Annotated in this window: 17 protein-coding genes and 2 pseudogenes; 6 read left to right on the forward strand and 13 right to left on the reverse strand. The window is 58.0% G+C overall.

The features are described from left to right. The first annotated feature begins 61 nt into the window (after positions 1-61). Positions 62-421, forward strand: a complete 360-nt coding sequence (locus tag PSH64_RS12985; RefSeq protein ID WP_105341898.1) for a hypothetical protein — start codon at positions 62-64, stop codon at positions 419-421. A gap of 51 nt (positions 422-472) precedes the next feature. Next, entirely contained in the window at positions 473-1,630 is a 1,158-nt protein-coding gene (locus PSH64_RS12990; RefSeq protein ID WP_305480874.1) for a PQQ-dependent sugar dehydrogenase, read from the forward strand. A 32-nt stretch (positions 1,631-1,662) separates the two neighbouring features. On the opposite strand, the pseudogene rimI reads toward PSH64_RS12990, so the two are convergent. Further along, positions 1,663-2,109: pseudogene (gene rimI / locus PSH64_RS12995) on the reverse strand (ribosomal protein S18-alanine N-acetyltransferase); the annotation flags it as partial. Positions 2,110-2,309: 200 nt separating this feature from the next. Between rimI and PSH64_RS13000 the strand changes: the two are divergent. After that, positions 2,310-3,788, forward strand: a complete 1,479-nt coding sequence (locus PSH64_RS13000) for a RimK family protein (RefSeq protein ID WP_181150656.1) — start codon at positions 2,310-2,312, stop codon at positions 3,786-3,788. Between the two features lie 222 nt (positions 3,789-4,010). Continuing rightward, a pseudogene (gene ilvA / locus PSH64_RS13005) lies at positions 4,011-5,006 on the forward strand (threonine ammonia-lyase, biosynthetic); the annotation flags it as partial. Positions 5,007-5,036: 30 nt separating this feature from the next. Here the strand turns inward: ilvA and eco are convergent. Beyond that, a complete protein-coding gene (eco, locus tag PSH64_RS13010; RefSeq protein WP_305480876.1) occupies positions 5,037-5,519 on the reverse strand; it encodes a serine protease inhibitor ecotin in 483 nt (160 codons plus the stop codon). A 392-nt stretch (positions 5,520-5,911) separates the two neighbouring features. Here eco and PSH64_RS13015 point away from each other — a divergent pair, with 392 nt between their 5' ends. Beyond that, positions 5,912-6,181 carry a DUF1652 domain-containing protein gene (locus tag PSH64_RS13015; protein WP_105342229.1) on the forward strand — a complete coding sequence of 90 codons (270 nt, stop codon included), beginning with the start codon at positions 5,912-5,914 and terminating at the stop codon, positions 6,179-6,181. Here PSH64_RS13015 and PSH64_RS13020 read toward each other — a convergent pair. Together PSH64_RS13020 and PSH64_RS13025 are read right to left on the reverse strand one after the other, a co-directional pair. Further along, positions 6,178-6,576: a hypothetical protein gene (locus PSH64_RS13020; RefSeq protein WP_305480877.1), complete on the reverse strand. Its 399-nt coding sequence runs from the start codon at positions 6,574-6,576 to the stop codon at positions 6,178-6,180. The two genes, PSH64_RS13015 and PSH64_RS13020, sit on opposite strands and share 4 nt — an antisense overlap. A gap of 89 nt (positions 6,577-6,665) precedes the next feature. Then, a complete protein-coding gene (locus tag PSH64_RS13025) occupies positions 6,666-6,935 on the reverse strand; it encodes a DUF2790 domain-containing protein (protein WP_305480878.1) in 270 nt (89 codons plus the stop codon). Between the two features lie 504 nt (positions 6,936-7,439). Between PSH64_RS13025 and PSH64_RS13030 the strand changes: the two genes are divergently transcribed. Then, positions 7,440-7,736 (forward strand): hypothetical protein, encoded by a 297-nt coding sequence (locus PSH64_RS13030; RefSeq protein ID WP_305480879.1) that lies wholly within the window; start codon positions 7,440-7,442, stop codon positions 7,734-7,736. Positions 7,737-7,816: 80 nt separating this feature from the next. On the opposite strand, the gene PSH64_RS13035 is transcribed toward PSH64_RS13030, so the two are convergent. The 9 genes from PSH64_RS13035 to PSH64_RS13075 all read right to left on the reverse strand — a co-directional run bounded on the left by PSH64_RS13035 (position 7,817) and on the right by PSH64_RS13075 (position 19,633). Next, complete coding sequence (locus PSH64_RS13035) at positions 7,817-8,350, reverse strand: hypothetical protein (protein WP_033064044.1); 534 nt, start codon at positions 8,348-8,350, stop codon at positions 7,817-7,819. Between the two features lie 58 nt (positions 8,351-8,408). After that, positions 8,409-9,533, reverse strand: a complete 1,125-nt coding sequence (locus PSH64_RS13040; protein WP_305480880.1) for a DUF3396 domain-containing protein — start codon at positions 9,531-9,533, stop codon at positions 8,409-8,411. A gap of 12 nt (positions 9,534-9,545) precedes the next feature. After that, the gene (locus PSH64_RS13045) at positions 9,546-10,838 is read right to left on the reverse strand and encodes a VRR-NUC domain-containing protein (RefSeq protein WP_007939148.1); all 1,293 of its coding nucleotides are present in this window, start codon (positions 10,836-10,838) and stop codon (positions 9,546-9,548) included. 3 nt (positions 10,839-10,841) lie between these two features. Continuing rightward, positions 10,842-13,085: a type VI secretion system tip protein VgrG gene (locus tag PSH64_RS13050; protein ID WP_305480881.1), complete on the reverse strand. Its 2,244-nt coding sequence runs from the start codon at positions 13,083-13,085 to the stop codon at positions 10,842-10,844. A gap of 226 nt (positions 13,086-13,311) precedes the next feature. Then, complete coding sequence (locus tag PSH64_RS13055; protein ID WP_105341871.1) at positions 13,312-14,043, reverse strand: hypothetical protein; 732 nt, start codon at positions 14,041-14,043, stop codon at positions 13,312-13,314. Between the two features lie 394 nt (positions 14,044-14,437). Continuing rightward, positions 14,438-15,376 (reverse strand): carbohydrate kinase, encoded by a 939-nt coding sequence (locus PSH64_RS13060; protein ID WP_305412665.1) that lies wholly within the window; start codon positions 15,374-15,376, stop codon positions 14,438-14,440. 13 nt (positions 15,377-15,389) lie between these two features. Next, entirely contained in the window at positions 15,390-16,886 is a 1,497-nt protein-coding gene (gene xylB / locus PSH64_RS13065) for a xylulokinase (RefSeq protein ID WP_305480882.1), read from the reverse strand. Positions 16,887-17,040: 154 nt separating this feature from the next. Beyond that, positions 17,041-18,513, reverse strand: a complete 1,473-nt coding sequence (locus PSH64_RS13070) for a mannitol dehydrogenase family protein (protein WP_305480883.1) — start codon at positions 18,511-18,513, stop codon at positions 17,041-17,043. Between the two features lie 16 nt (positions 18,514-18,529). Then, a complete protein-coding gene (locus tag PSH64_RS13075; RefSeq protein ID WP_064618056.1) occupies positions 18,530-19,633 on the reverse strand; it encodes an ABC transporter ATP-binding protein in 1,104 nt (367 codons plus the stop codon).

Here is a 19,633-nt window from a genome sequence, read left to right on the forward strand (position 1 = left end):
AACCGAAGTCCGGGCGTAGCGTGAGGCAAATCACGTTGCACGCTCATTTCGAGAGGTCCCCATGAACCGATGTGTGCTTGGCATCATCGTCCTGGCATTAAACGGCGTGCTGAGCCATTGGGCTCTGGCGGACACCGCGATGCCGTCCTCGCCCTTGCTGCTGGCCCAGAATCTGCCGGGCAGCACCAATAACAATCCTTACAACAACCCGATCCGCCGGGCCAACCCCAACAGCATGCAAGGCACGCGCCCCGGCATCCCGGTGATCCGCGGGCCGAGTACGGCGCCCGCGCCGCGACCGCCGACCCTGGAGAACGGCGGTATCGGCAACCGTTATCCGCAGGATCGCCAGGCTCCCGCCAGCCCACCGACATTCATACCCAATCCACCTCATCGGGACGCAGACACCAGCAACCGTTGAACGGCAGGATAGAGGTCTTGCCAGCCATTTTGACCACAAAAGGAATCGTGCATGTTGCGTAAAACCCTCCTGGCAACACTCTGTGCCGGCGTACTGATCACCAGCGCGCCCGTGTTTGCGGCGCCTGCCCAGGAACTGAAAAGTGAGGAGGGCACCCTTGAGGTCACGCCGATCGTTAAAGGTCTGGAGCATCCCTGGGCGCTGGCGTTTCTGCCCGGTCGCCAAGGGATGCTGGTGACCGAACGGCCCGGCAACCTGCGGGTGGTCAGTGTCGACGGCAAACTCTCGAGCCCGCTCAGTGGCGTGCCTCAGGTCTGGGCCAAGGGGCAGGGCGGGTTGCTCGATGTGGCGTTGTCGCCCGACTTCAAGCAAGACCGCATGGTTTATCTGTCTTATGCCGAAGGGGGCGGTGAAGACGGCAAGGCCGGTACGGCGGTCGGTCGCGGGCGGTTGTCCGAAGACCTGACGGCCATCAAGGGCTTCAATGTGATCTTCCGTCAGGAGCCCAAGCTTTCGGTTGGCAATCATTTCGGCTCGCGGCTGGTGTTCGACCGTGAGGGTTATCTGTTCATCACCCTGGGTGAGAACAACGATCGACCCACGGCGCAGGACCTCGACAAGCTGCAAGGCAAGATCGTGCGGATCTATCCGGACGGCAAGGTGCCGAAGGACAACCCCTTCGTCGGGCAAAAAGGCGTGCGCCCGGAAATTTGGTCCTACGGCCATCGCAACCCGCAAGGCGCGGCGCTCAATCCCTGGAGCGGCACACTCTGGGAAAACGAGCACGGCCCCCGGGGCGGTGACGAGGTCAACATCATCGAACGTAGCAAGAACTACGGCTGGCCGCTGGCAACCCACGGCATCAACTATTCCGGCCTGCCGATTCCGGAAGCCAAGGGCGAGACGGTCGAGGGCACTGTGGGCCCGCACCACGTCTGGGAAAAGTCCCCTGGCCTCAGCGGCATGGCCTTCTACGACAGCGACCGTTTCAAGCCCTGGCAGCACAACGTGTTTATCGGCGCGCTGGTGGGCCAGGAGCTGATCCGCCTGCAGTTCGACGGCGACAAGGTTGTTCACGAAGAGCGGCTGTTGGGTGAGCTGAACAAACGGATTCGCGATGTGCGACAGGGGCCGGATGGTTATCTGTATGTACTGACCGATGAAGACGATGGTGCGTTGTATAAGGTTGGGTTGAAGCAGCCTTTGTAGCAGCTGGCGTAGCCCGCGTTCGGCAGCCGCTACAGAACGTGTTTCTCCAGTCGCAGCGCGTCGGCATGGTCCTGGTAATAGTCTTGAATCAGCCCGAATCGCCGATAACCGTTGCGCTCGTACAGAGCGATTGCCATCGGGTTGTCGATGCGTACTTCAAGTCGCAGGTAGGCGCAATCGTGCTCAAGGGCGCAGGCTTCGGCGCGTTCGAGCAATTGCTTGCCCAGCCCACTGCCGCGAGCATCAACGGCGATCGCAATCGAATACAGACGTGCCCGTGAAGTACCCCGGTGAAATAACACCAGCGCATACCCCACCAATCGCTCGCCACGTTGGGCCACCAGCAGTTGCCCGTGAGCCCGGCTGATCATCCATCGAAAACTGCGCCGGTTGAGCCGGTCGGTGGTGAAGCATTGCTGTTCGAGTGCCAGCAGTGCTGGAAGGTCTTCAATGACTGCCAGGCGAAAAACAGGATTCATATGACCGCCGTAAAAGTTGCGTAACGAAACGGGACTTTCGAAAAAGTTCGTGCTTAATAGGAAAGGTCTTGTTCTCCAACGGATCAATCACTATGTCAGCGGTACAAGGTCATTGGCGCGAAGTATCCGAACAAACTTTGCCGACGGCAATAACTTCTGCAAACTATTTAAATGCCTCGATCAGAACTTCCAGTCCGTTGATGATAATCGTCGAACGCAAGGAAGACTGGGCCTCCTACTTTCCCAGTGAAGACATCGTCACCGCCCAGGAATACCTCGAACAGACCCGCAACAACGAGCAGGGCAAACGGGTTCAGGTGATCAACCTGTGCCGCAGTTACAAGTACCTCGGGCACGGCTATTACTGCTCGCTGCTGGCCGAAGCACGGGGGCACAAGGTGATTCCGTCGGTGCGGACCATCAGCGAACTGACCCGAAAGTCCCTGTATGGCCTGGCCTTGGACGATCTGGATAAAACCCTGGAAAAAGCCTTAAGTCATCATGTTTACAGCGACACCGAAGGTTTCACCTTGACCCTGTACTTCGGCCAGACCTCCATCGAGCCATTACAGGAATTGGCTCGACAGTTATTCGAGGTTTTCCCTTGTCCGATATTGTTAGTTGAATTTCGCCGAACTAACGGTTGGCACATCGAAGGTGTAAAGTTTGGCACCCTGCATAAGTTGCGTGAAGATCAGGAAGATCAGTTTGCAAACGCGCTGGATAGTTTCAGTCGCAAGATCTGGCGCCTGCCACGCTCTCGGCGCTTGGCCCGTTATGACTTGGCCATTCTGCACGACCCGCAAGAAGCATTGCCGCCCTCCAACCCCAAGGCTCTGGACAACTTTGTCAGGGTCGGCAAGATGCTGGGCATCGACGTTGAGCTGATCGAACGCAAGGACTACGCCCGAATCGCCGAATACGACGGGCTGCTGATACGCGAGACGACAAGTGTCGACAATCACACCTACCGTTTCGCGAAAAAAGCCGAGAGTGAAGGCCTGGTGGTGATGGACGATCCTGCGTCGATCCTGCGCTGCACCAACAAGGTTTACCTGACTGACTTGCTCAAGAGCCATCAACTGGGCATGCCGGCCACTGAAATCCTCTATAAGGAGCGACCGGAAGACTTTGAGCGGGTAGGCGAGCGACTCGGGTTTCCTTTGGTGTTGAAAATCCCCGACGGCTGTTTCTCAAGGGGCGTCATCAAGGTCGAAAGCCAGCAAGCCTTGCTCAAGGCCACCGCCGAACTGTTCGAACACTCGGTGTTGCTGCTGGCCCAGGAGTTCTTCTACACCGAGTACGACTGGCGCATTGGCGTGCTCAACCGCAAACCAATTTTTGCCTGCCAGTACTTTATGTCCAAGGGCCACTGGCAGATCTACAACCACAAGGCCAAAGGCCAGGACATCAACGGCGAATGCCGTACCCTGGCGGTTCACGAAGCGCCGCGAGCGGTGGTTGAACTGGCGGTGAAAACCGCGAATCTCATTGGCGACGGGCTCTATGGCGTCGACCTCAAACAGTCCGGCAACAAAGTGGTGGTGATCGAAGTCAACGACAACCCGAACATCGACGCCGGCATCGAAGACGCGTACCTGCAGGACGATCTGTACACGTTGGTGCTGGAAGAGTTCGTCCGGCGGCTGGAGCTTAAACGTCGTGGTCAGGCTTGGTGAGTGGTCTCAGCCTACAGAGCCCGTTGAAAATTGGCCATTGACTTGCCATCAGCGGCCGGCTAATTTCCAGCCATGACTTCCACCGTATTGCGCTGCCAGCCAAGCATTATTACCGCCATTCCTTATTTGGCGGGCTAGCTCACGACTGCAGCACCCAACCCGCCCTAGAGGCGGGTTTTTAGTTTCTGTCTCTTGGGCTCCGATCAACGTCAGGAGACGACCATGAACAGCACCCACGCCCAGCAGAGTTTGCTTGAGCATTACGTGAAAAAGATCCTCGCCGCGCCGGTCTACGAACTGGCGGTGCGCACGCCGTTGCAAGCGGCACCGGCGTTGTCCGAGGCGTTGGGCAATCAGATCCTGCTCAAGCGTGAAGACCTGCAACCGACGTTTTCCTTCAAGATCCGCGGCGCCTACAACAAGCTGGTGCACCTGAGCGATGAACAGAAGGCCCGAGGCGTGATCACCGCCTCGGCGGGCAATCATGCCCAGGGCGTCGCATTGGCGGCACGCGAATTGGGGATCGCCGCCACCATCGTCATGCCCTGCACGACACCGGAACTGAAGGTAGCGGGCGTGCGCAGCCGGGGAGCCGATGCGGTGCTGCACGGCGAAAGTTTTCCGTTCGCCCTGGCTTATGCGCTGGACCTGGCGCAGCAAACCGGCCGCACCTTTGTCTCGCCCTTCGACGACCCGGATGTGATCGCCGGGCAGGGCACCGTCGCCATGGAGATCCTTCGTCAGCACCAAGGGCCGCTGGATGCGATCTTCGTACCGGTGGGCGGCGGTGGCTTGATCGCCGGTATCGCCGCCTACGTCAAATACCTGCGCCCGGAAGTGCGGATCATCGGCGTCGAGTCGGAACATTCCGCCTGTTTGCAGGCGGCCTTACAGGCCGGCGAGCGGGTTGTGCTGCCAACCGTTGGCACCTTCGCCGATGGTGTGGCCGTCGCTCAGATTGGCGCGCACGGTTTCGAGGTCTGTCGGTTCTGTGTCGATGAAGTGCTGACCGTCAGCAACGACGAGCTCTGCGCCGCGATCAAGAACATCTACGACGATACCCGCTCGATCACCGAGCCTTCCGGCGCTTTGGCCGTGGCCGGGATCAAGCAGTACGTGGCGCAAACCGGCGCCCGGGGACAGACCCTGGTGGCCATCGACTCCGGCGCGAATATCAACTTCGACAGTTTGCGCCATGTGGCCGAGCGCGCCGCGTTGAGTGGCGCCCCGGCATAAGGGATGGGCGGATTATTCCTGAACTGCTTTCTCGACGTGGCTCGACGCCGACCAGATCCGGTAGCGCACTTCGACGTCTTTGGGCACATAGAGCACGATCGGCAGTTTGCTGTTGTAACGCAGCCGGAAACCGTCACCGACCACCGGCACGAAGTCCTTCTTGCTCTTGCCGTCAGGGCAGGCCATCAATGTGCTCATCGGGCCGGTGACTTTTTCCAGCCGGTAAAACGGGTAGCCCCAGCCTTCGAGGTTCTTTTCCTCAAGCATCCCGCCCAGGCGCTGACGGTTGCAGTCGACGGTCAGGGTCTTGCCGGCCAGGATCTCCACCTGATAGCCGTCTTCCTGTTTTTGCGGGGCGAGGTGAATGACCTGGCGGGTAAATCCGCTCTCCGGCTTGGGATACGGTGCGACGTCTTCGAGTGTCGCAGCCTGGGCTGCGGACGACAGAAGGACAACTATCAGCCCGGCGGTCGTGTTAAAGGACAAAGTACCCATGATGCCTCCTTGCGTGTGTGTGGGGTCAGCAGATACTGAAAAGATGGACCGCATTCTCACTGCCGTCCTTGCCCAATGCAAACCCGCCCTCAGATGGGCTTGCAAAATGCAGTTATTGAAAACCGACCTTTATTGCATTTTGCATGATGCGATGTGTTGCCATCTTCTCTAAACCTTTGATTGGCCGACGAATCGCAGGGCGAAATTCTGGGCATGTTTTATGCTGAAGCTGTCTTGAGCTGACCGCGATGCCTGTTGAGTCAGCGCTGAAACAAAAAAAACGGTCGGACGTTGGAACGATGAAGCCCGCAAGGAAGAAAAGAACGGGCGATCTGAGCTCCGACCGACATTCGATTTTTGCTTGGCAATCTCACAATACCGAGAGGGTGGCCATGTTTCTTTCTGCCTTGGAACTACGCAATATCGTTGAAAGCAGTTTTCTCCCGAAACGCTGCCAATGCACGCTGTCGCCAGACCTGTCGATGACCGTCAAGGTGTATTCGGACAACGAGACTGATCATCTCGACCTATGCGTCACTGGCATAGACGCCCATCACCTCAACGGTTGTCGGGAGATCAATAATCTGATCGCCGGGTTACGCACCGACCTTGAGCACAAAACCCATAGCCAAATGTTCAGCCCAAAGTCAAAAGCCCATTAACCGGCCGTTTCACCCAGTTCAAGCGATATGCGCCGGGTCTGGATAAACCCCAGACCCAGTGCCAACTCCACCAGGATCGCCAGTAGGATACCCGGCCCGGCATGACCATTGAGCCATTCGCCGAAGCCTAGCGCTGCCAAGCCGAAACACCCGACCATAAAGCCGCTGCACATCGCACTTCTCGCCGCCGAGGGCGGTGCCTGCCGCACGAGATAAAACATCACCCCCAGCGCGCCGAACAGCACCGCACTGCGCCTGGCCACAAAGCCCGCCGCGGGCGAATACTCGATACTCCAGATCGCCAGCAACCATTGCGGCATCAAGCCCCACACCAGCGCCAGCAGAAAGCAGAGCGCGGCGGTGAACGTCGACAGCGTACGAAACGAGAACTGCATGGCGAATCCTTGCGGCAGTGAGAGAGCGCCAAAGCATAGCGTCAGAATCCCCGCAGGCCTACTGCCAAGTGCCGAATCGGAATCGTCTGTCAGCCCTGATAACTGCACGCGTCAGAAAGTTTTCGATAGGTAATTTCCTCCGGTTTACCCGAAGTGCTATCGATGTATTTCATGTCCGCCGTGACCACTTGGCAGTCCAGCGTCGACGGTTCGGTCATGGAAACGACCTTGCCCACATGCAGCGGCATGCCGTAGTGATAAGGCACGGCCTGAGAGGACGACGTGTCGTTGGCCTGAGCGAAACCTGCGAACGCGGTGCAGGTGAGGGCAGTGGTGATCAGTAATGCACGCAAGTTCATGATGGGTCTCCAGTGCAGAGGGGAAGTCAGTTCGATGCAAGAGCGTCGAACCTGCCGCACTGGGCGTCAGAGGGTGCTGAGGGAGTGCGGTCCAGTAAAGTTTTGGACCATGGGGTTAAGCGATGGTTAACCGGGCTGGATGCCGCCTGTCGTGAGGAGGTTTCTGTCAGAGGTTTCATGTAGGCAAAAAACTGCGGGAGCTTCGGCGTGTTCCTACAGGCGTGGTTGCTTTGTCGTCTTTCACTGGCCGGCTGCCAGCGTTTACTGTTTGGCTTCGCTGCAAAATCAGCGAACAGGTTTGGTCACCTGATAACAACGCACATATGTGCCATCATTCGCGCTGCGGACATCTATGTCCTCACAGTGCGTTGCTATGGCGGCTGTGTGCGGGACGCCTTCGGGCGAGCCGGTTGGTTGTTATCGGTTGACCAAGCCTGTACACAGTCCGCCTCCATCGTTTGGTCACGGTGCTGGTGGTTACTTACAAACAATCGAGTAATCCATATGCAAACTGTTAACCCGTTTCCAGATCGTTATCGTTCAATCAAAAGCGGCGTCACCGACTCAAATCCCTTGGTGATCGACACAGAAGCCAATCCCCAAGACATCCTCGAATCCGCCCTCCAACGCATCCGCGCCTCCAGCCAGTTACTTGAAACGCTTCACTGCCTTTGCTTCAAGCACGGCGATGTTCAGGACATTCCGCACATTACCCATGCGCTTTATTTGCTGACGCAGGATGGTTGCGATCTGCTGCAGGTTGCTCAGCAGCGGATGATGGGGTGGAAAGCGCCGGTCTGACACCGCACCTTCAAAAACAAGCCTGCCTCCTGTGGGGTAGGCTTTGAAGCTAGATGTCCGTATTCGATGGGATGAAGCGCTTATTCCAGGCGTAAAACCTTGAACCCATGGGTATCTGGCCGAACATCAACACTACCTGCTTCCTCTGGTTGCCCTTTTCCTGCGAAATAGTCATAGACCCGGAACATTCCAGCGACCTCGTTCCCGATATTTGGAATGACCAACCGCATTTGCTCTTGTCCAAGATAAAGCCAGCGGGGCAGGGCCTTCTCTGCAAAATCGATTCGTTCGATTGAATGACTGACGGGGTTTTTGCGTAAAACAGCACCTTTCAAATACGGCGAGCCGTAGTTGAGCGCAAAAATAAAACTGGAGGAAACACACTTCGCCAGGACCACCTGCCCGACAAAGTCGGTATCAGGCATGTCCGTAAATACAGTTTGTGTTTTCTGATCGAGCTCAAGAAATAAGCGCTGACCCTCTGCAGTTGACTCGACCAGTAAAGACACCTGTGTTCCATCAGAAAAAGGGCAACCGAGAATTGACTTGGGCGGCTCTGCATAGGCGGTCCCTATTGACAGGACAGTGATTAAATACAGCCATGCGTTCTTCACTTAATGGTATCCCTGAGCCCAGTCTTTCCAAGACGTTCATTGACCGATCTCGAATAATTTACTTCTCTCCCGACCAGTACCAAAGCGTATCACCCCAATTGGAGCCACTGAAACTCGGTAGGATTTCACCTTGATTGAAGTAGCGTCGGGAGTTCGCTTGAGCGGGACTGAACCAATAACCCGCCACACTGCATGGCTGACCGGCTTCGAGGCGTGCGGAAGTGTTTGACTGAGTATCTTCCTGGTCGAACCGCGCATACCAGCGAGCAGTACTGTCCTCTTCGAAGCCGTCTCCATAGGGTGAATATGGATGCAATTGATCAGGGTTTTGAATGCGGATCGGTTTGATCACCTTATTCACTGCTACGTAAGACGGAGGAGGGCCATCCTCCAGCTTTCCGAGCTCCGGATACTCACCCGCTCGAATGATAAGACCATTGCTGTAGGTCAATACCTCAATATCGCCGCGCCCGCTGAACGCATGGCGAAGCGACGATTCACCGCCCAGATGATCCACAAACTCCTTGCCTAAAACGGTGAACCAGTTGACCCCCTTGATGACATCCAGGAGTTCGATTGACGAGGCATGGGGCATGGAGTCGACTTCTAGCCCACAATACTGCTGAGCCAGTTGATACTCGGTGGGGATATAGCTGTGGTAGTCATAAGGCAAGATGCTCGATAAACCGCCGTATCCGTGCGCCGCCTTGACCTGGTCACACAAATAGACGACCCATTCCTGAAACCGTAAACGACCGCCAGGCTCTTTTAGAAGGCTCCAGGGCATCACAAGCTTGATGTAAGAGCGGAGTTTGTCGCCGTGGATTTCAAACGAATTCATTGCAGCAAGGGAGTATTCGTCTGCTTCTGTTTCATCTGGGGCACTGCCCAGAAAAAAGCTGAACTCTTCGTTGCCACCGCTCTTTGAAATGGCATGTTGAGCTTTTTCGAAATGGGCAGGGGTCAACTTTTGATGGCGGCCGTAGACCATGCATTTGAGGTTGGACTGATACTCCTCGTAAAAACGGCGGAAACACTCCAGGACGTTTTCTTTGGTCTCGCTTGTGTAGCCTTGTTTGAAATATAGCGTGAGGATCAGACCTAGCCTCACGACGGGCTTCCCGTCCGGCAGTTCGAAAGCAAGGTCGGGTGCTTGTTGGTCCAGCTTTTCCAATGCGTTCATGCGCTCTCTCATTTAGCCGGCAGTGGCCGTGGCGGTGACTGCCGTGCCACCCAAAATTGTGACCAGCAAGGCCCAGGAAACTTGGGCCAAACGAATAATGACCAGCAGACCAGCCACGATGCTGGCTGGGATGCCTGCGGCGACAACTGCCGCACCCACTGCAATAGCCACAACCACGGTTGCGACGACGATACCCACGTCAATCAACACCTGTACCCAGTCAATTTCGCGCAGAACGTCCAAGGTAATATCTGTATATCGTTGCACCTCTTTCCAGATGGCCCGTAACTGCTCATCCGTCCAGCGAATTACCTGCGCACCGGTCTCACTTATCCATTCCCATGCTTTTTGCGACTCACGACGGACCCACTCACCTTTGACTCCCAACCAAGTCGCAGCATCTTCCAGATGCTGTTGGACTTCTTGGGACAGTTGCCTGATGCCTCGAGCGCCCTGTTCCAACAGACTATCAACCGCGGATTGAACCTGTTGGGTCCAGCTTTCCAGATGAGCAGGTCTCGGTGTTGACGCTGGCCCGTAGGCTGGGACTGGAACAGGTGCAGGTCTGGGGGGCTCATCCGGATTTCGAGGGGGAGGTAACAGTGTCGGCCATTGTTGAGGATTGAATTCACCCGTTGGCTTGTGCTCTCTGTTGTATTGCCGGTCTCGTTCGCGATCACCATCATCGCGACAGTCGTTGATTTCAAGAACCGAAAATCGACGGCGTCCACCCGCTATCAGCAAATAAGCCCGTTCCTGATCGGGGTAAAGTTTGTCCCCGGGAAACTTCACCTCTACCAACCGTTCCAGATTATCGGGGTGAGCAACGCCCTGATGATCCGCACCTGCCTGTCCCGGCCAACGGATACTGCGGCTCTTTACAATGATGACATCGGGGCGCCGCAGCAATCCTTTGACCGAACCTTTGGGAAACGGAAATAAAGTATGGCGTCGCAATGGATCGGGTTTCTCATCTTCGCCGAACCACGAGGAGCTGAGAAATGGTTTGGGTGGAAGGGATGCCATGTCAAAGCAGACTTCTGCTTTATAGTCCCAGAGAAAATTCCAGCGATATTCGTCTGCTCGGATCAACCCACTCATGACAAGTTGTTTGAGCTCCAGAGCTGTGACACCACCGTCCTTTGCCTTCTTGATAGACAACTTCGGAAACCGCGAAGCGTAATTCGCTTTTTCCATCAAGTAAGGCTTGTTGTCCGGGTTGGGCAGTGGAGCCTGTTTGATCGTGCCTTCAATGCTGGTATTAGTGCAGCCCTGCGGCGTTTGAGGTGGTTGCATGACTGCCATGTATCAGCCCTCCGTGTTGGCGTTTTTGAAATCCAGGGTCATTTCCTTTGGCGCACTTTCACCTGCCCTGATCAATGGCTCTTCAGGCTCCGGTTTACGAATTGGCGTCAACAGCTCCACTTCGGTCGGGTCGGTGCTATGGGCCAGAAAGGTCTTTCCTTCTTCGTTGGTGTAACCGGCGATACGTGTGCCGTCGCCCAGCTTCAATGTGTAAGGGCTTCCTACTAACGGTTCGCCTGTTTTTTCGTCCTGAAGCAGATACCGTGCTTTGTGACTGCGAGGTGCATTTTCGAGCAGTTTCCCGAACTTGTCTTTATCAGCCAGACCAGGCAAAAGAGGCCCCAATATCTGAATGCCAGTACCAACTCCAGGCGAGCCGCCCGAGTTGGTCTTGACCTCCGCGCCACTGATGGTCACACCTCCGGCATCAATCTTCACAAAGCTCCCGCCAGCCTTGGCCGTCAGCTCCATGCCACCCTCAACCACTACCTTCTCCCCAGCGTGGTAGTGAATCTCCTGACCCGCCTCGACAAACTGCGCCGTGCCGATCTTCACGTGCTGGGTCACGCCCACGGTGAGGTGATCATCCGCCCGTGCTTCGGTCTTGCGGTCCAGATGGGTAATCCGGTGCTCTTCTACCTTGAACTCGCTGAACACATTGGCCTCGACCGTGTCATGCCGTTCATTGCCGACGCGGATCTTCTGGTCGTGCTCGATGTTTTCATCCCAGTCGCGCTGGGCGTGCAGGTAGATCTGTTCCGCGCCTTTCTTGTCTTCGATGCGAAACTCGTTGTAGCCCTTGCCGCCCGGCGAGCTGAGGGTTTTGAAGGTGCTGCGGGTCTTGTTCGCCGGCAGGTCGTAGGGGACGACGTTTTCCTTGTGGTACAGGCAGCCGGTGATCAGCGGTTGGTCGGGGTCGCCTTCGAGGAAGGTGACGAGCACTTCCATGCCGACCCGCGGGATGGCGATGCCGCCGTAGGCATTGCCGGCCCAGCCGCTGGCGACGCGTAGCCAGCAGCTGGTCTTGTCGTCGGCCTGGCCGTCGCGGTCCCAGTGGAATTGCACCTTGACCCGGCCGTATTCGTCGCAGTGGATTTCTTCCCCTGGCGGGCCGGTGACGAAGGCGGTCTGGCTGCCCAGCACTTGCGGTTTCGGGTGTTCCAGGGCGGGGCGATAGTGGGCGTCCCACGGGGTGGCGAGGAAGCGGTTGCGGTAGCCCTGGTGGAAATCGTCCTTGCTGTCGGTGACGTCACTGGTGATGTTCTCGCCGAGCACTTGCGGCTGTTTGCCTTCATGGACGATTTCCAGCAGCAGCCAGAGGTCGTTCCACTCGGCGCGCGGGTGTTCGCTGAGGGCCAGGAAGTGGCCGCTGACCAGGGTCGGTACGTCGCCTTTGCCTTCGGCCAGTTGGTAGTCGCTGCGATGGCGCTCCAGGGCACGGGTTGCCAGTTGCTTGCCGCGCGCGCGGTCGGTGAAACGACCGGGGTAGTCGTAGTCTTCGAGGTCCGGGGCGAACGCGCTTTTGGCTGCGCTTTCCGGCAACAGGCGCGGTTTTTCGAAGTCGTAGTCGCGGCGGCTGACGCGGGTGGTGCGGGTTTCCAGGCGCAGGTTGAAGCGTTTGATCACCGGTTTTTCGGCGGCCATGCCGGAGTCCTGCTGGTAGCTCACCGGCGCCAGTTTGCGGAACACCGTCTGGTCATCGCCGAACACCAGCTTGTGGCCGCTGGCCGAGTGCTGGAAGTGGAAGTGGATGCCTTCTTCTTCGCACAGGCGCTGGATGAAATGCAGGTCGGATTCGTCGTACTGCACGCAGTACACGCGCTCGGGGTAGATCGCACCGAGCTGGAAGCTGTAGGCGTCGGCCAGAATGCCGCGGGCCTCGAGGACCTGGGCGATGATCTTCGGCACGCTGAGCTGCTGGAAAATCTGCTGGTCGTGGTTGTGGCGCAGGTAGGCCAGTTGCGGCACCAGGCTGATGCTGTAGCGGGTCAGGCTCTTGCCGGAATCGCCTTGCTCGATGCGGTACACCAGGCCATGGATTTTGCCCTGGCCGGTGGCGCCGAAGGTCAGGCAACCGGGCTTGTGCAGCAGCTCTTCGAGTTTCAGGTCGGGGCGGGCGCTGACCAGTTCGATGTCGAAACAGAACGGCTGGTTGAGGGCTTCGCGACCGACGAAGCTGAGCACTTGCAGGTCGACGGAAACGCCTTCGAGGGTGAGGGAGATATGGGTTGCGTTTGCGTCCAGCATGCCTTGAATTCCGTCCTTTGAAAAAGCAGGGGCGGATGGTGCAGCATTAAAGTGCCATGTTCAAGGTTGAAATGCCGTATGTCCGGGGACTGACGGGTATCGGGCTTTCCCCTATAGCCGAGGTTTTGCGCAATGAATACAGGCATTTTCTGAGGCGATTGGCCGTTACGCCAAATAAAAGAAGGCCCCACAGGGTGGGGCCTTCCGTATTACTCAGCCAGTAAATTCAAAGCGATTGCAAGGAAATGGTCGCGCTCTGAGAGTCTTGCTGGCTGTCAGCATCCATCCAGACCCACTGCGTACCGTCGCCTTGCAGATTATTGGTAATGCTCTGAATCTGCGAGTAACTGATCTTGACGGCCCCAACTTCACTTGCAGTAGGCCCAATCGTGGTGACCTGGCCCGAGAGTAGGCCGTTCGACGTCTCATTGACGACGAACACGGTCGCTTGCGCCTCACGGAACTGGCAGGAGATGAACTGTGTGATGGTGCTGGTGATCGTCAGGTTCATCCACTTCGATGGGGGGACTGCATAGTAGCGGGTGTACTTGTTGAACGGATGCTGCTCACCATCGGCCGGCAGCGGATAGTTGCTGAGCCCCGATGTATTGGTCGGCATGCTGACACTTCCCAGCCAGATTTCGACCTGTGATTTACCGGCGTTGCTGGACAGTGAGACCGAAACGGTTTGAGTATCGGTGCCCGAGACAAAACCCAACGATGCCAGGCCTGCATTGGCCGTGGTGCCAGGCACCGTGATCGGTACGGGCGGCTGGCTGTTGCTCCAGTTCACGGAGACAGTCGAGTTGTTGTCATTTTGCGCGGAGTTGTAGATAAAGATGCCATAAAGCTGGCCTGGGCTAAGTGCGGTACAGGTGGCTGTATCTCCTGCGGTGAGAGTTATACGTTGTCCGCCGTTCCAGTTAATTTGGGCAGCTGAGATAGCGACACTTTCCATGTTGGAGTTCCTTTTCCTGTTGTGGTGGTATAAGGATTCGCACAGCAATTGTCCTTACCTGCGCCGTGCGTGGAAAAGATACTAGTTGAAGGCATGTGGCGGTCAAGTAACTACTTGGTTGTAATTGGCTGTGGGTAATTATTTTTTTGGAATAGTTGCAAGTGTAAAATGCTATAAATTTACTTTGCATATAAAAATATAGGGCTGTCAACAGCCGCTTATCTTTTGCCTGGTTTTATAGTTTTAAATTGCAATAAGAATATATCTAAAAAACATAATGGGCGAAAAGATATAACGCCCAAAAAAACATATGCAGGCTGTCTTTTATTCATGTCCGCCGACAGGCCCTGAAATCAGGACCTGCCATAGCAGGGGAGGTATGAGGGCGTGTATTTCAGCTCAACTGCCGCCGATACGGCAAATCCGGCCCGGTCTTGCTGCAGGTCAACGCTGCAGCGCTCACCGCAAACCTGAGCATCGCGTCAATCTGCTCACGGCTCAGCCGCTGCACACCCGCAACCGAATCCAGCTGCTGCTCGGTCAGCCAGGTAATCAGCGCCGCCTGGAAGGTATCGCCGGCCCCAACAGTGTCGGCAATCTTCACCGAGCAGGCCGGCACCGACCATGTGCCATGAGCCCGGCTGAACACCGTTGCGCCCTGACCGCCACGGGTCAGGAACACCAGCTGACAGCGATGCTCCAGCCAGCTTTCGATCACGCGCTGGGGATCCTGTTCGGGATACAACAGGCTCAAGTCTTCATCGCTGACCTTGATCAGGTCCGCCAGCTCCACCAGCGTGGCGATCCGCGAACGCCACAACTCGATGTTCGGCTCGGGATTCAGGCGCACGTTCGGGTCGAGGCTGATCAGGCGTTTGCCGCTTTCACGCTGTACCAGTGCCAGCAAGGTATCGGCAACCGGTTGCACCACCAGCGAGAACGAGCCGATGTGCAAGCCGCGCACTTCAGGCCCCAGTTGCGGCAAATGCGCCAGGCTCAGTTGCCGATCCGCGCAGCCTTCGCCGCGAAAGCTGTAGTGAGGCGAGCCGTTGGCACCGACCGCGACCATCGCCAGCGTGGTCGGCGCGGCAAAGTCCACGAGGTAATCCGGGCGCACACCTTCATCCTGCAGCACTTGCTGCAAGCGGCGGCCGAGGTAGTCGGTCGACAGTCCGGCAAACAGCGCGGCATCCACGCCCAAGCGGCGCAAACCCACCGCGACGTTGAATGGTGAGCCGCCGGCAATTGCCTTGAAATTCACTTTGGATGCCAGGCCGCTGGCATCGTCTTCGCTGAAGAAATCGAACAGCGCTTCACCACACACCAGATACATAGTTGCTCGCTCTTTAAAGGGTTGCGACATGCTGTTGATAGCGTTCATAGGCCTGCTGACAGGCCAGTACATTTTCTGCAATCGGCAAGGTTTCACTGGCCGGATCGAGCTTCACACAGCGCTCGCACAAATCCGCCAGGCTGTCTTCGTGGCCGTTTGTCCAAGACGTGCACCACGCCGCCTGAATCGCTGCGCCAAGGGCCGCGGCCTCGCTCTGTTCGGTACAAATCACTGGCGTATTCATGATGTCGGCGACGATCTGCCGCCACACCGGGCTCTTCGAGCCGCCACCGATCAGGCAGATGCTGCGGCTTTGTAAGCCATTGTGGCGCAGCAGGTCCAGCCCGTAACGCAAACCGAAGGTGGTGCCTTCCACCACGGCGCGGCACAAATTGGCCCGGGTCAGATTGGTCATGGTCAACCCCAGCAGGCTGCCGCTGGCATGGGGCAGGGCGGGAACGCGTTCACCGTTGAGGAAGGGCAGCATGCACACGCCTTCAGCACCAATCGGCGCGTGTTCGACCAAGGCGTTGAACTGCTCGATATCCAGTTCGAACAACTCGCGAATCGCGCCGGTGGCATTGGTCAGGTTCATGGTGCAGATCAGCGGCAACCAGCCGCCGCTGGAGGAACAGAACGTTGCCACCGAGGCGTCCGGACTGACGTGCGCCTGCTCGGCATAGGCGTAGACCGTCCCCGAAGAGCCGAGGCTCATGGTGATTGCGCCGGGCTGTATGTTGCCGGTGCCGATGGCGCCCATCATATTGTCGCCACCGCCGCTGGAGACCAGGGCCTTGGGGTTGATGCCCAGATGCTCGGCGATGCCTGGCAGGATCGTACCGACCGGCTGACGGGCATCGATCAGCTCCGGGAGCGCGGCTTGCAGGCGCCCGCTGGGGTCGATGTCGCGCAGCAGTTGCAAGTCCCACTGACGCGTGCGCACGTTGAAATAACCGGTGCCCGACGCATCGCCGTACTCGCTGCAACTACGGCCGGTGAGCCAATAGTTGAGGTAGTCATGGGGCAGCAGGATACGGGCGATGCGGGCGAAAATTTCCGGGTGCTGTTCTTTGGTCCAGAGCAGTTTGGACACGGTGTAGCCGGGCGCAATGACGATGCCGAGGCGTTCCAGTGAGCCTTTTTCACCGCCCAGGTGGGCGAGCAAGCGCTCGTTCTCCGGGGTGGATTCGGTGTCGCACCAAAGCTTGGCCGGGCGCAGTACCTGGCCGTGATCGTCGAGCAGCACCAGGCCATGTTGCTGGCCGGAAACGCCGATGCCCAGGATGTTTTGACCGTCGACATCCGCGGCGAGCAACGCACGACGGGTGGCCTGGGTAAAGGCTTCCAGCCACTGGGTGGTGTCTTGCTCGCGACGGCCATTGGGGCCGCTGATGAGGCTGTGGACAGCAGCGCCCTGGCCGAGGACCTGACCGCTGTGCGCGTCGAGGATCACGGCTTTGGTGCCTTGGGTGCCGCAGTCGATGCCCAGGAATAGTTGTTGGTTTGCCATGGAAGATCCTTGGTGTGTCAGTCGATCTCGGTGAGCCCATTCGCGAGCAAGCCCGCTCCCACAGTAGATCTTCGAACGTAGATTTTGTGTACGACAACGATCCAATGTGGGAGCGGGCTTGCTCGCGAAGACGGCAGTAGCTTCACCACCGTACTTACGCCAAAACCCGCTCCAACGTCCGAGTCACCCCAACTTCCCGCAAGCTGTTGCAGCACCACTCGAACGCCGCCACAAACTCCAGCGAACGCGGGATCGCCGTGCCGAAAATCTCCTCGACCTCCAGCAGCTGCTGGGTGATCAACGCATCATCGGCCACCAGCGCCTGACAGAACGCCGCCCGCGGATCCGGAATTGCATAGGTCTGGCCGTTCTCATCCACGCCTTTGAGGTACAGCGCCCAGGCCGCCACCACCAGCGCCGCACGTTTGGTCTCGCGGCCGTCGGCGATCAAGCGGTTGAGGGTCGGCACGGTGAATTTCGGAAACTTCGATGAGCCGTCCGAACACACCCGCTCCAGCTGATCGGCAATCGCCTGATTGGAGAAGCGCGCCACCAGGGTGTTTTTGTATTCGGTTAAATCGATGCCCGGCACCGGCGCCAATTGCGGTGTCACGTCCAGGTCCATGTAGGCGCGCATGTAGCGTACGAACAGCGGGTCGTTCATGGTTTCGTGAACGAAGCGGTAACCCTTCAAGAACCCCAGGTAGGTCAGGGCCAGGTGACTGCCGTTGAGCAGTTTGATCTTCATTTCTTCGTAAGGCGTGACGTCGTCGGTGAACTGCACGCCGACTTTTTCCCAGGCCGGGCGACCGTTGACGAATTTGTCTTCCAGCACCCACTGCACAAAGGGTTCGCAGACCACCGGCCAAGCGTCGTCGATACTGTGCTTGTCGTGCAGTTGCAGACGATGCTCGATGCTGGTCATCGGTGTGATGCGGTCGACCATGGCGTTTGGAAAGCTGACGTTGCGCTCGATCCAGTCCCGCAGGTCGGCATCGCGCAGGCTGGCGAATGCGAGCAAGGCTTTACGGGTCACCGCGCCGTTGTGCGGCAGGTTATCGCAGGACATCAGCGTGAACGCGGGCGTGCCGGCTGCACGTCGTTTGGCCAGCGCGGCGCAGAGGAAACCGAACACGGTTTTCGGCGCGTTCGGATTGCTCAGGTCGTGCTGGATCTGCGGCAAGTGCGCCATGAACTCGCCGTTGCTGTCGTCGATGCAATAGCCGCCCTCGGTGATGGTCAGCGAGACGATGCGGATCTCGGGGCTGGCCAGTTTATCGATCAGCGCTTCGGCGCCGTCTTCGGCCAGCAGCATGTCGCGGATGGCGCCGATGACTCGCACTTCGGTGTCGTCGGTATCGCCCAGTTCAAACAAGGTGAACAGGTAATCCTGTTCTTTGAGATCGTCCCGGGCGCGACGGTCTTCGGCGCGCAGGCCAACGCCGCAGATGGCCCAGTCCAGCGCTTCGCCGGTGTTCATCAAGGCGTCGGTGTAGTACGCCTGATGGGCGCGGTGGAAACCGCCGACGCCAATGTGCGCGATGCCCTGGCGGGTGTCGCTCAGGGTGTAGGCGGGCAGGACCACCTCGGGGGCGAGGCGGTTGAGGTTGGACTTATTCAGTTTCATCGCATGTTCTCTGAAATCAGGCTGCGGCGCGCAGTGGACGGGTCAGCGCCACGCCGTCGGCATCGAATAAATGGCAGTGTTCGGCGTCCAGGTGCAGGCTCAGGGTTTCGCCATAACGGCTGGCCAGATCGCCGCGAACGCGCATGGTCAACGCTTCACCGGAAGACGTCAGCACATGGCAGAAGGTGTCGCTGCCCAAACGTTCGCTGACATCGGCGGTGACTTGCAACGTGCAGTCGCCAGGTTGCGCCAACTCCAGGTGTTCCGGGCGAATGCCCAGGGTCACCGCGCCGCCGACGCTCAGGTTGGCAGCGCTCAGCGGCAGAGTGATGCGGGTGCCGGCGTCCAGCAGCACTTCGCAGCCCCGGCTGTCGACACGGGTGACTTTGCCTTTGAGGAAGCCCATTTTCGGTGTGCCGAGAAAACCTGCGACAAACAGGTTGGCCGGCTGGTGATACAGGTCCAGTGGCGAACCGACCTGCTCGATCTTGCCGCCATTGAGCACGACGACTTTGTCGGCCATGGTCATCGCTTCGACCTGATCGTGGGTCACGTAGATCATGGTGGCTTGCAGTTCTTTGTGCAGGCGCAACAGTTCCAGGCGCATTTGCACCCGCAGGGCGGCGTCGAGGTTGGACAGCGGTTCGTCGAACAGGAAGATTTTCGGGTTGCGCACGATGGCCCGGCCGATGGCCACGCGCTGACGCTGACCGCCGGACAGCTGTTTCGGTTTGCGTTCGAGCATCGGCCCGAGCTCTAGAATGCGCGCTGCTTCGCCGACCTTCTTCTCGACTTCGGCTTTCGCTACACCGGCCAGGTCGAGGGCGAACGACATGTTTTTACGCACGCTCATGTGCGGGTACAGGGCGTAGGTCTGGAACACCATCGCCAGGTCGCGCTTGGCCGGGCTGACTTCGGTGATGTCGCGGCCATCGAGCTCGATGGTGCCGCCGCTGACTTCCTCAAGGCCGGCGATCAGCCGCAGCAGGGTGGACTTGCCGCAACCCGACGGGCCGACGAACACCACGAATTCCTTGTCGTTCACTTCCAGGTCGATGCCTTTGATGATGGAAAAACCTTCGAAGCCTTTTTGCAGATTTTTGATTTTCAGGTTGGCCAT

This window comes from Pseudomonas sp. FP1742 (assembly GCF_030687145.1).
Classification (GTDB): Bacteria; Pseudomonadota; Gammaproteobacteria; order Pseudomonadales; family Pseudomonadaceae; genus Aquipseudomonas; species Aquipseudomonas frederiksbergensis_D.

What these genes read in the sequence shown, in the direction of transcription:
- PSH64_RS13040 (WP_305480880.1), bottom strand. Translation starts at nt 9,533, where the DNA reads ATGAACGCATTGGAAAAGCTGGACCAACAAGCACCCGACCTTGCTTTC.
- PSH64_RS13075 (WP_064618056.1), bottom strand. Translation starts at nt 19,633, where the DNA reads ATGGCCAACCTGAAAATCAAAAATCTGCAAAAAGGCTTCGAAGGTTTT.
- eco (WP_305480876.1), bottom strand. Translation starts at nt 5,519, where the DNA reads ATGGGTACTTTGTCCTTTAACACGACCGCCGGGCTGATAGTTGTCCTT.
- PSH64_RS13070 (WP_305480883.1), bottom strand. Translation starts at nt 18,513, where the DNA reads ATGAAACTGAATAAGTCCAACCTCAACCGCCTCGCCCCCGAGGTGGTC.
- PSH64_RS13060 (WP_305412665.1), bottom strand. Translation starts at nt 15,376, where the DNA reads ATGTATCTGGTGTGTGGTGAAGCGCTGTTCGATTTCTTCAGCGAAGAC.
- PSH64_RS13020 (WP_305480877.1), bottom strand. Translation starts at nt 6,576, where the DNA reads ATGCAGTTCTCGTTTCGTACGCTGTCGACGTTCACCGCCGCGCTCTGC.
- PSH64_RS13030 (WP_305480879.1), top strand. Translation starts at nt 7,440, where the DNA reads ATGCAAACTGTTAACCCGTTTCCAGATCGTTATCGTTCAATCAAAAGC.
- PSH64_RS12985 (WP_105341898.1), top strand. Translation starts at nt 62, where the DNA reads ATGAACCGATGTGTGCTTGGCATCATCGTCCTGGCATTAAACGGCGTG.
- PSH64_RS13055 (WP_105341871.1), bottom strand. Translation starts at nt 14,043, where the DNA reads ATGGAAAGTGTCGCTATCTCAGCTGCCCAAATTAACTGGAACGGCGGA.
- PSH64_RS13050 (WP_305480881.1), bottom strand. Translation starts at nt 13,085, where the DNA reads ATGCTGGACGCAAACGCAACCCATATCTCCCTCACCCTCGAAGGCGTT.
- PSH64_RS13025 (WP_305480878.1), bottom strand. Translation starts at nt 6,935, where the DNA reads ATGAACTTGCGTGCATTACTGATCACCACTGCCCTCACCTGCACCGCG.
- PSH64_RS13015 (WP_105342229.1), top strand. Translation starts at nt 5,912, where the DNA reads ATGTTTCTTTCTGCCTTGGAACTACGCAATATCGTTGAAAGCAGTTTT.
- PSH64_RS12990 (WP_305480874.1), top strand. Translation starts at nt 473, where the DNA reads ATGTTGCGTAAAACCCTCCTGGCAACACTCTGTGCCGGCGTACTGATC.
- PSH64_RS13045 (WP_007939148.1), bottom strand. Translation starts at nt 10,838, where the DNA reads ATGGCAGTCATGCAACCACCTCAAACGCCGCAGGGCTGCACTAATACC.
- xylB (WP_305480882.1), bottom strand. Translation starts at nt 16,886, where the DNA reads ATGGCAAACCAACAACTATTCCTGGGCATCGACTGCGGCACCCAAGGC.
- PSH64_RS13000 (WP_181150656.1), top strand. Translation starts at nt 2,310, where the DNA reads ATGATAATCGTCGAACGCAAGGAAGACTGGGCCTCCTACTTTCCCAGT.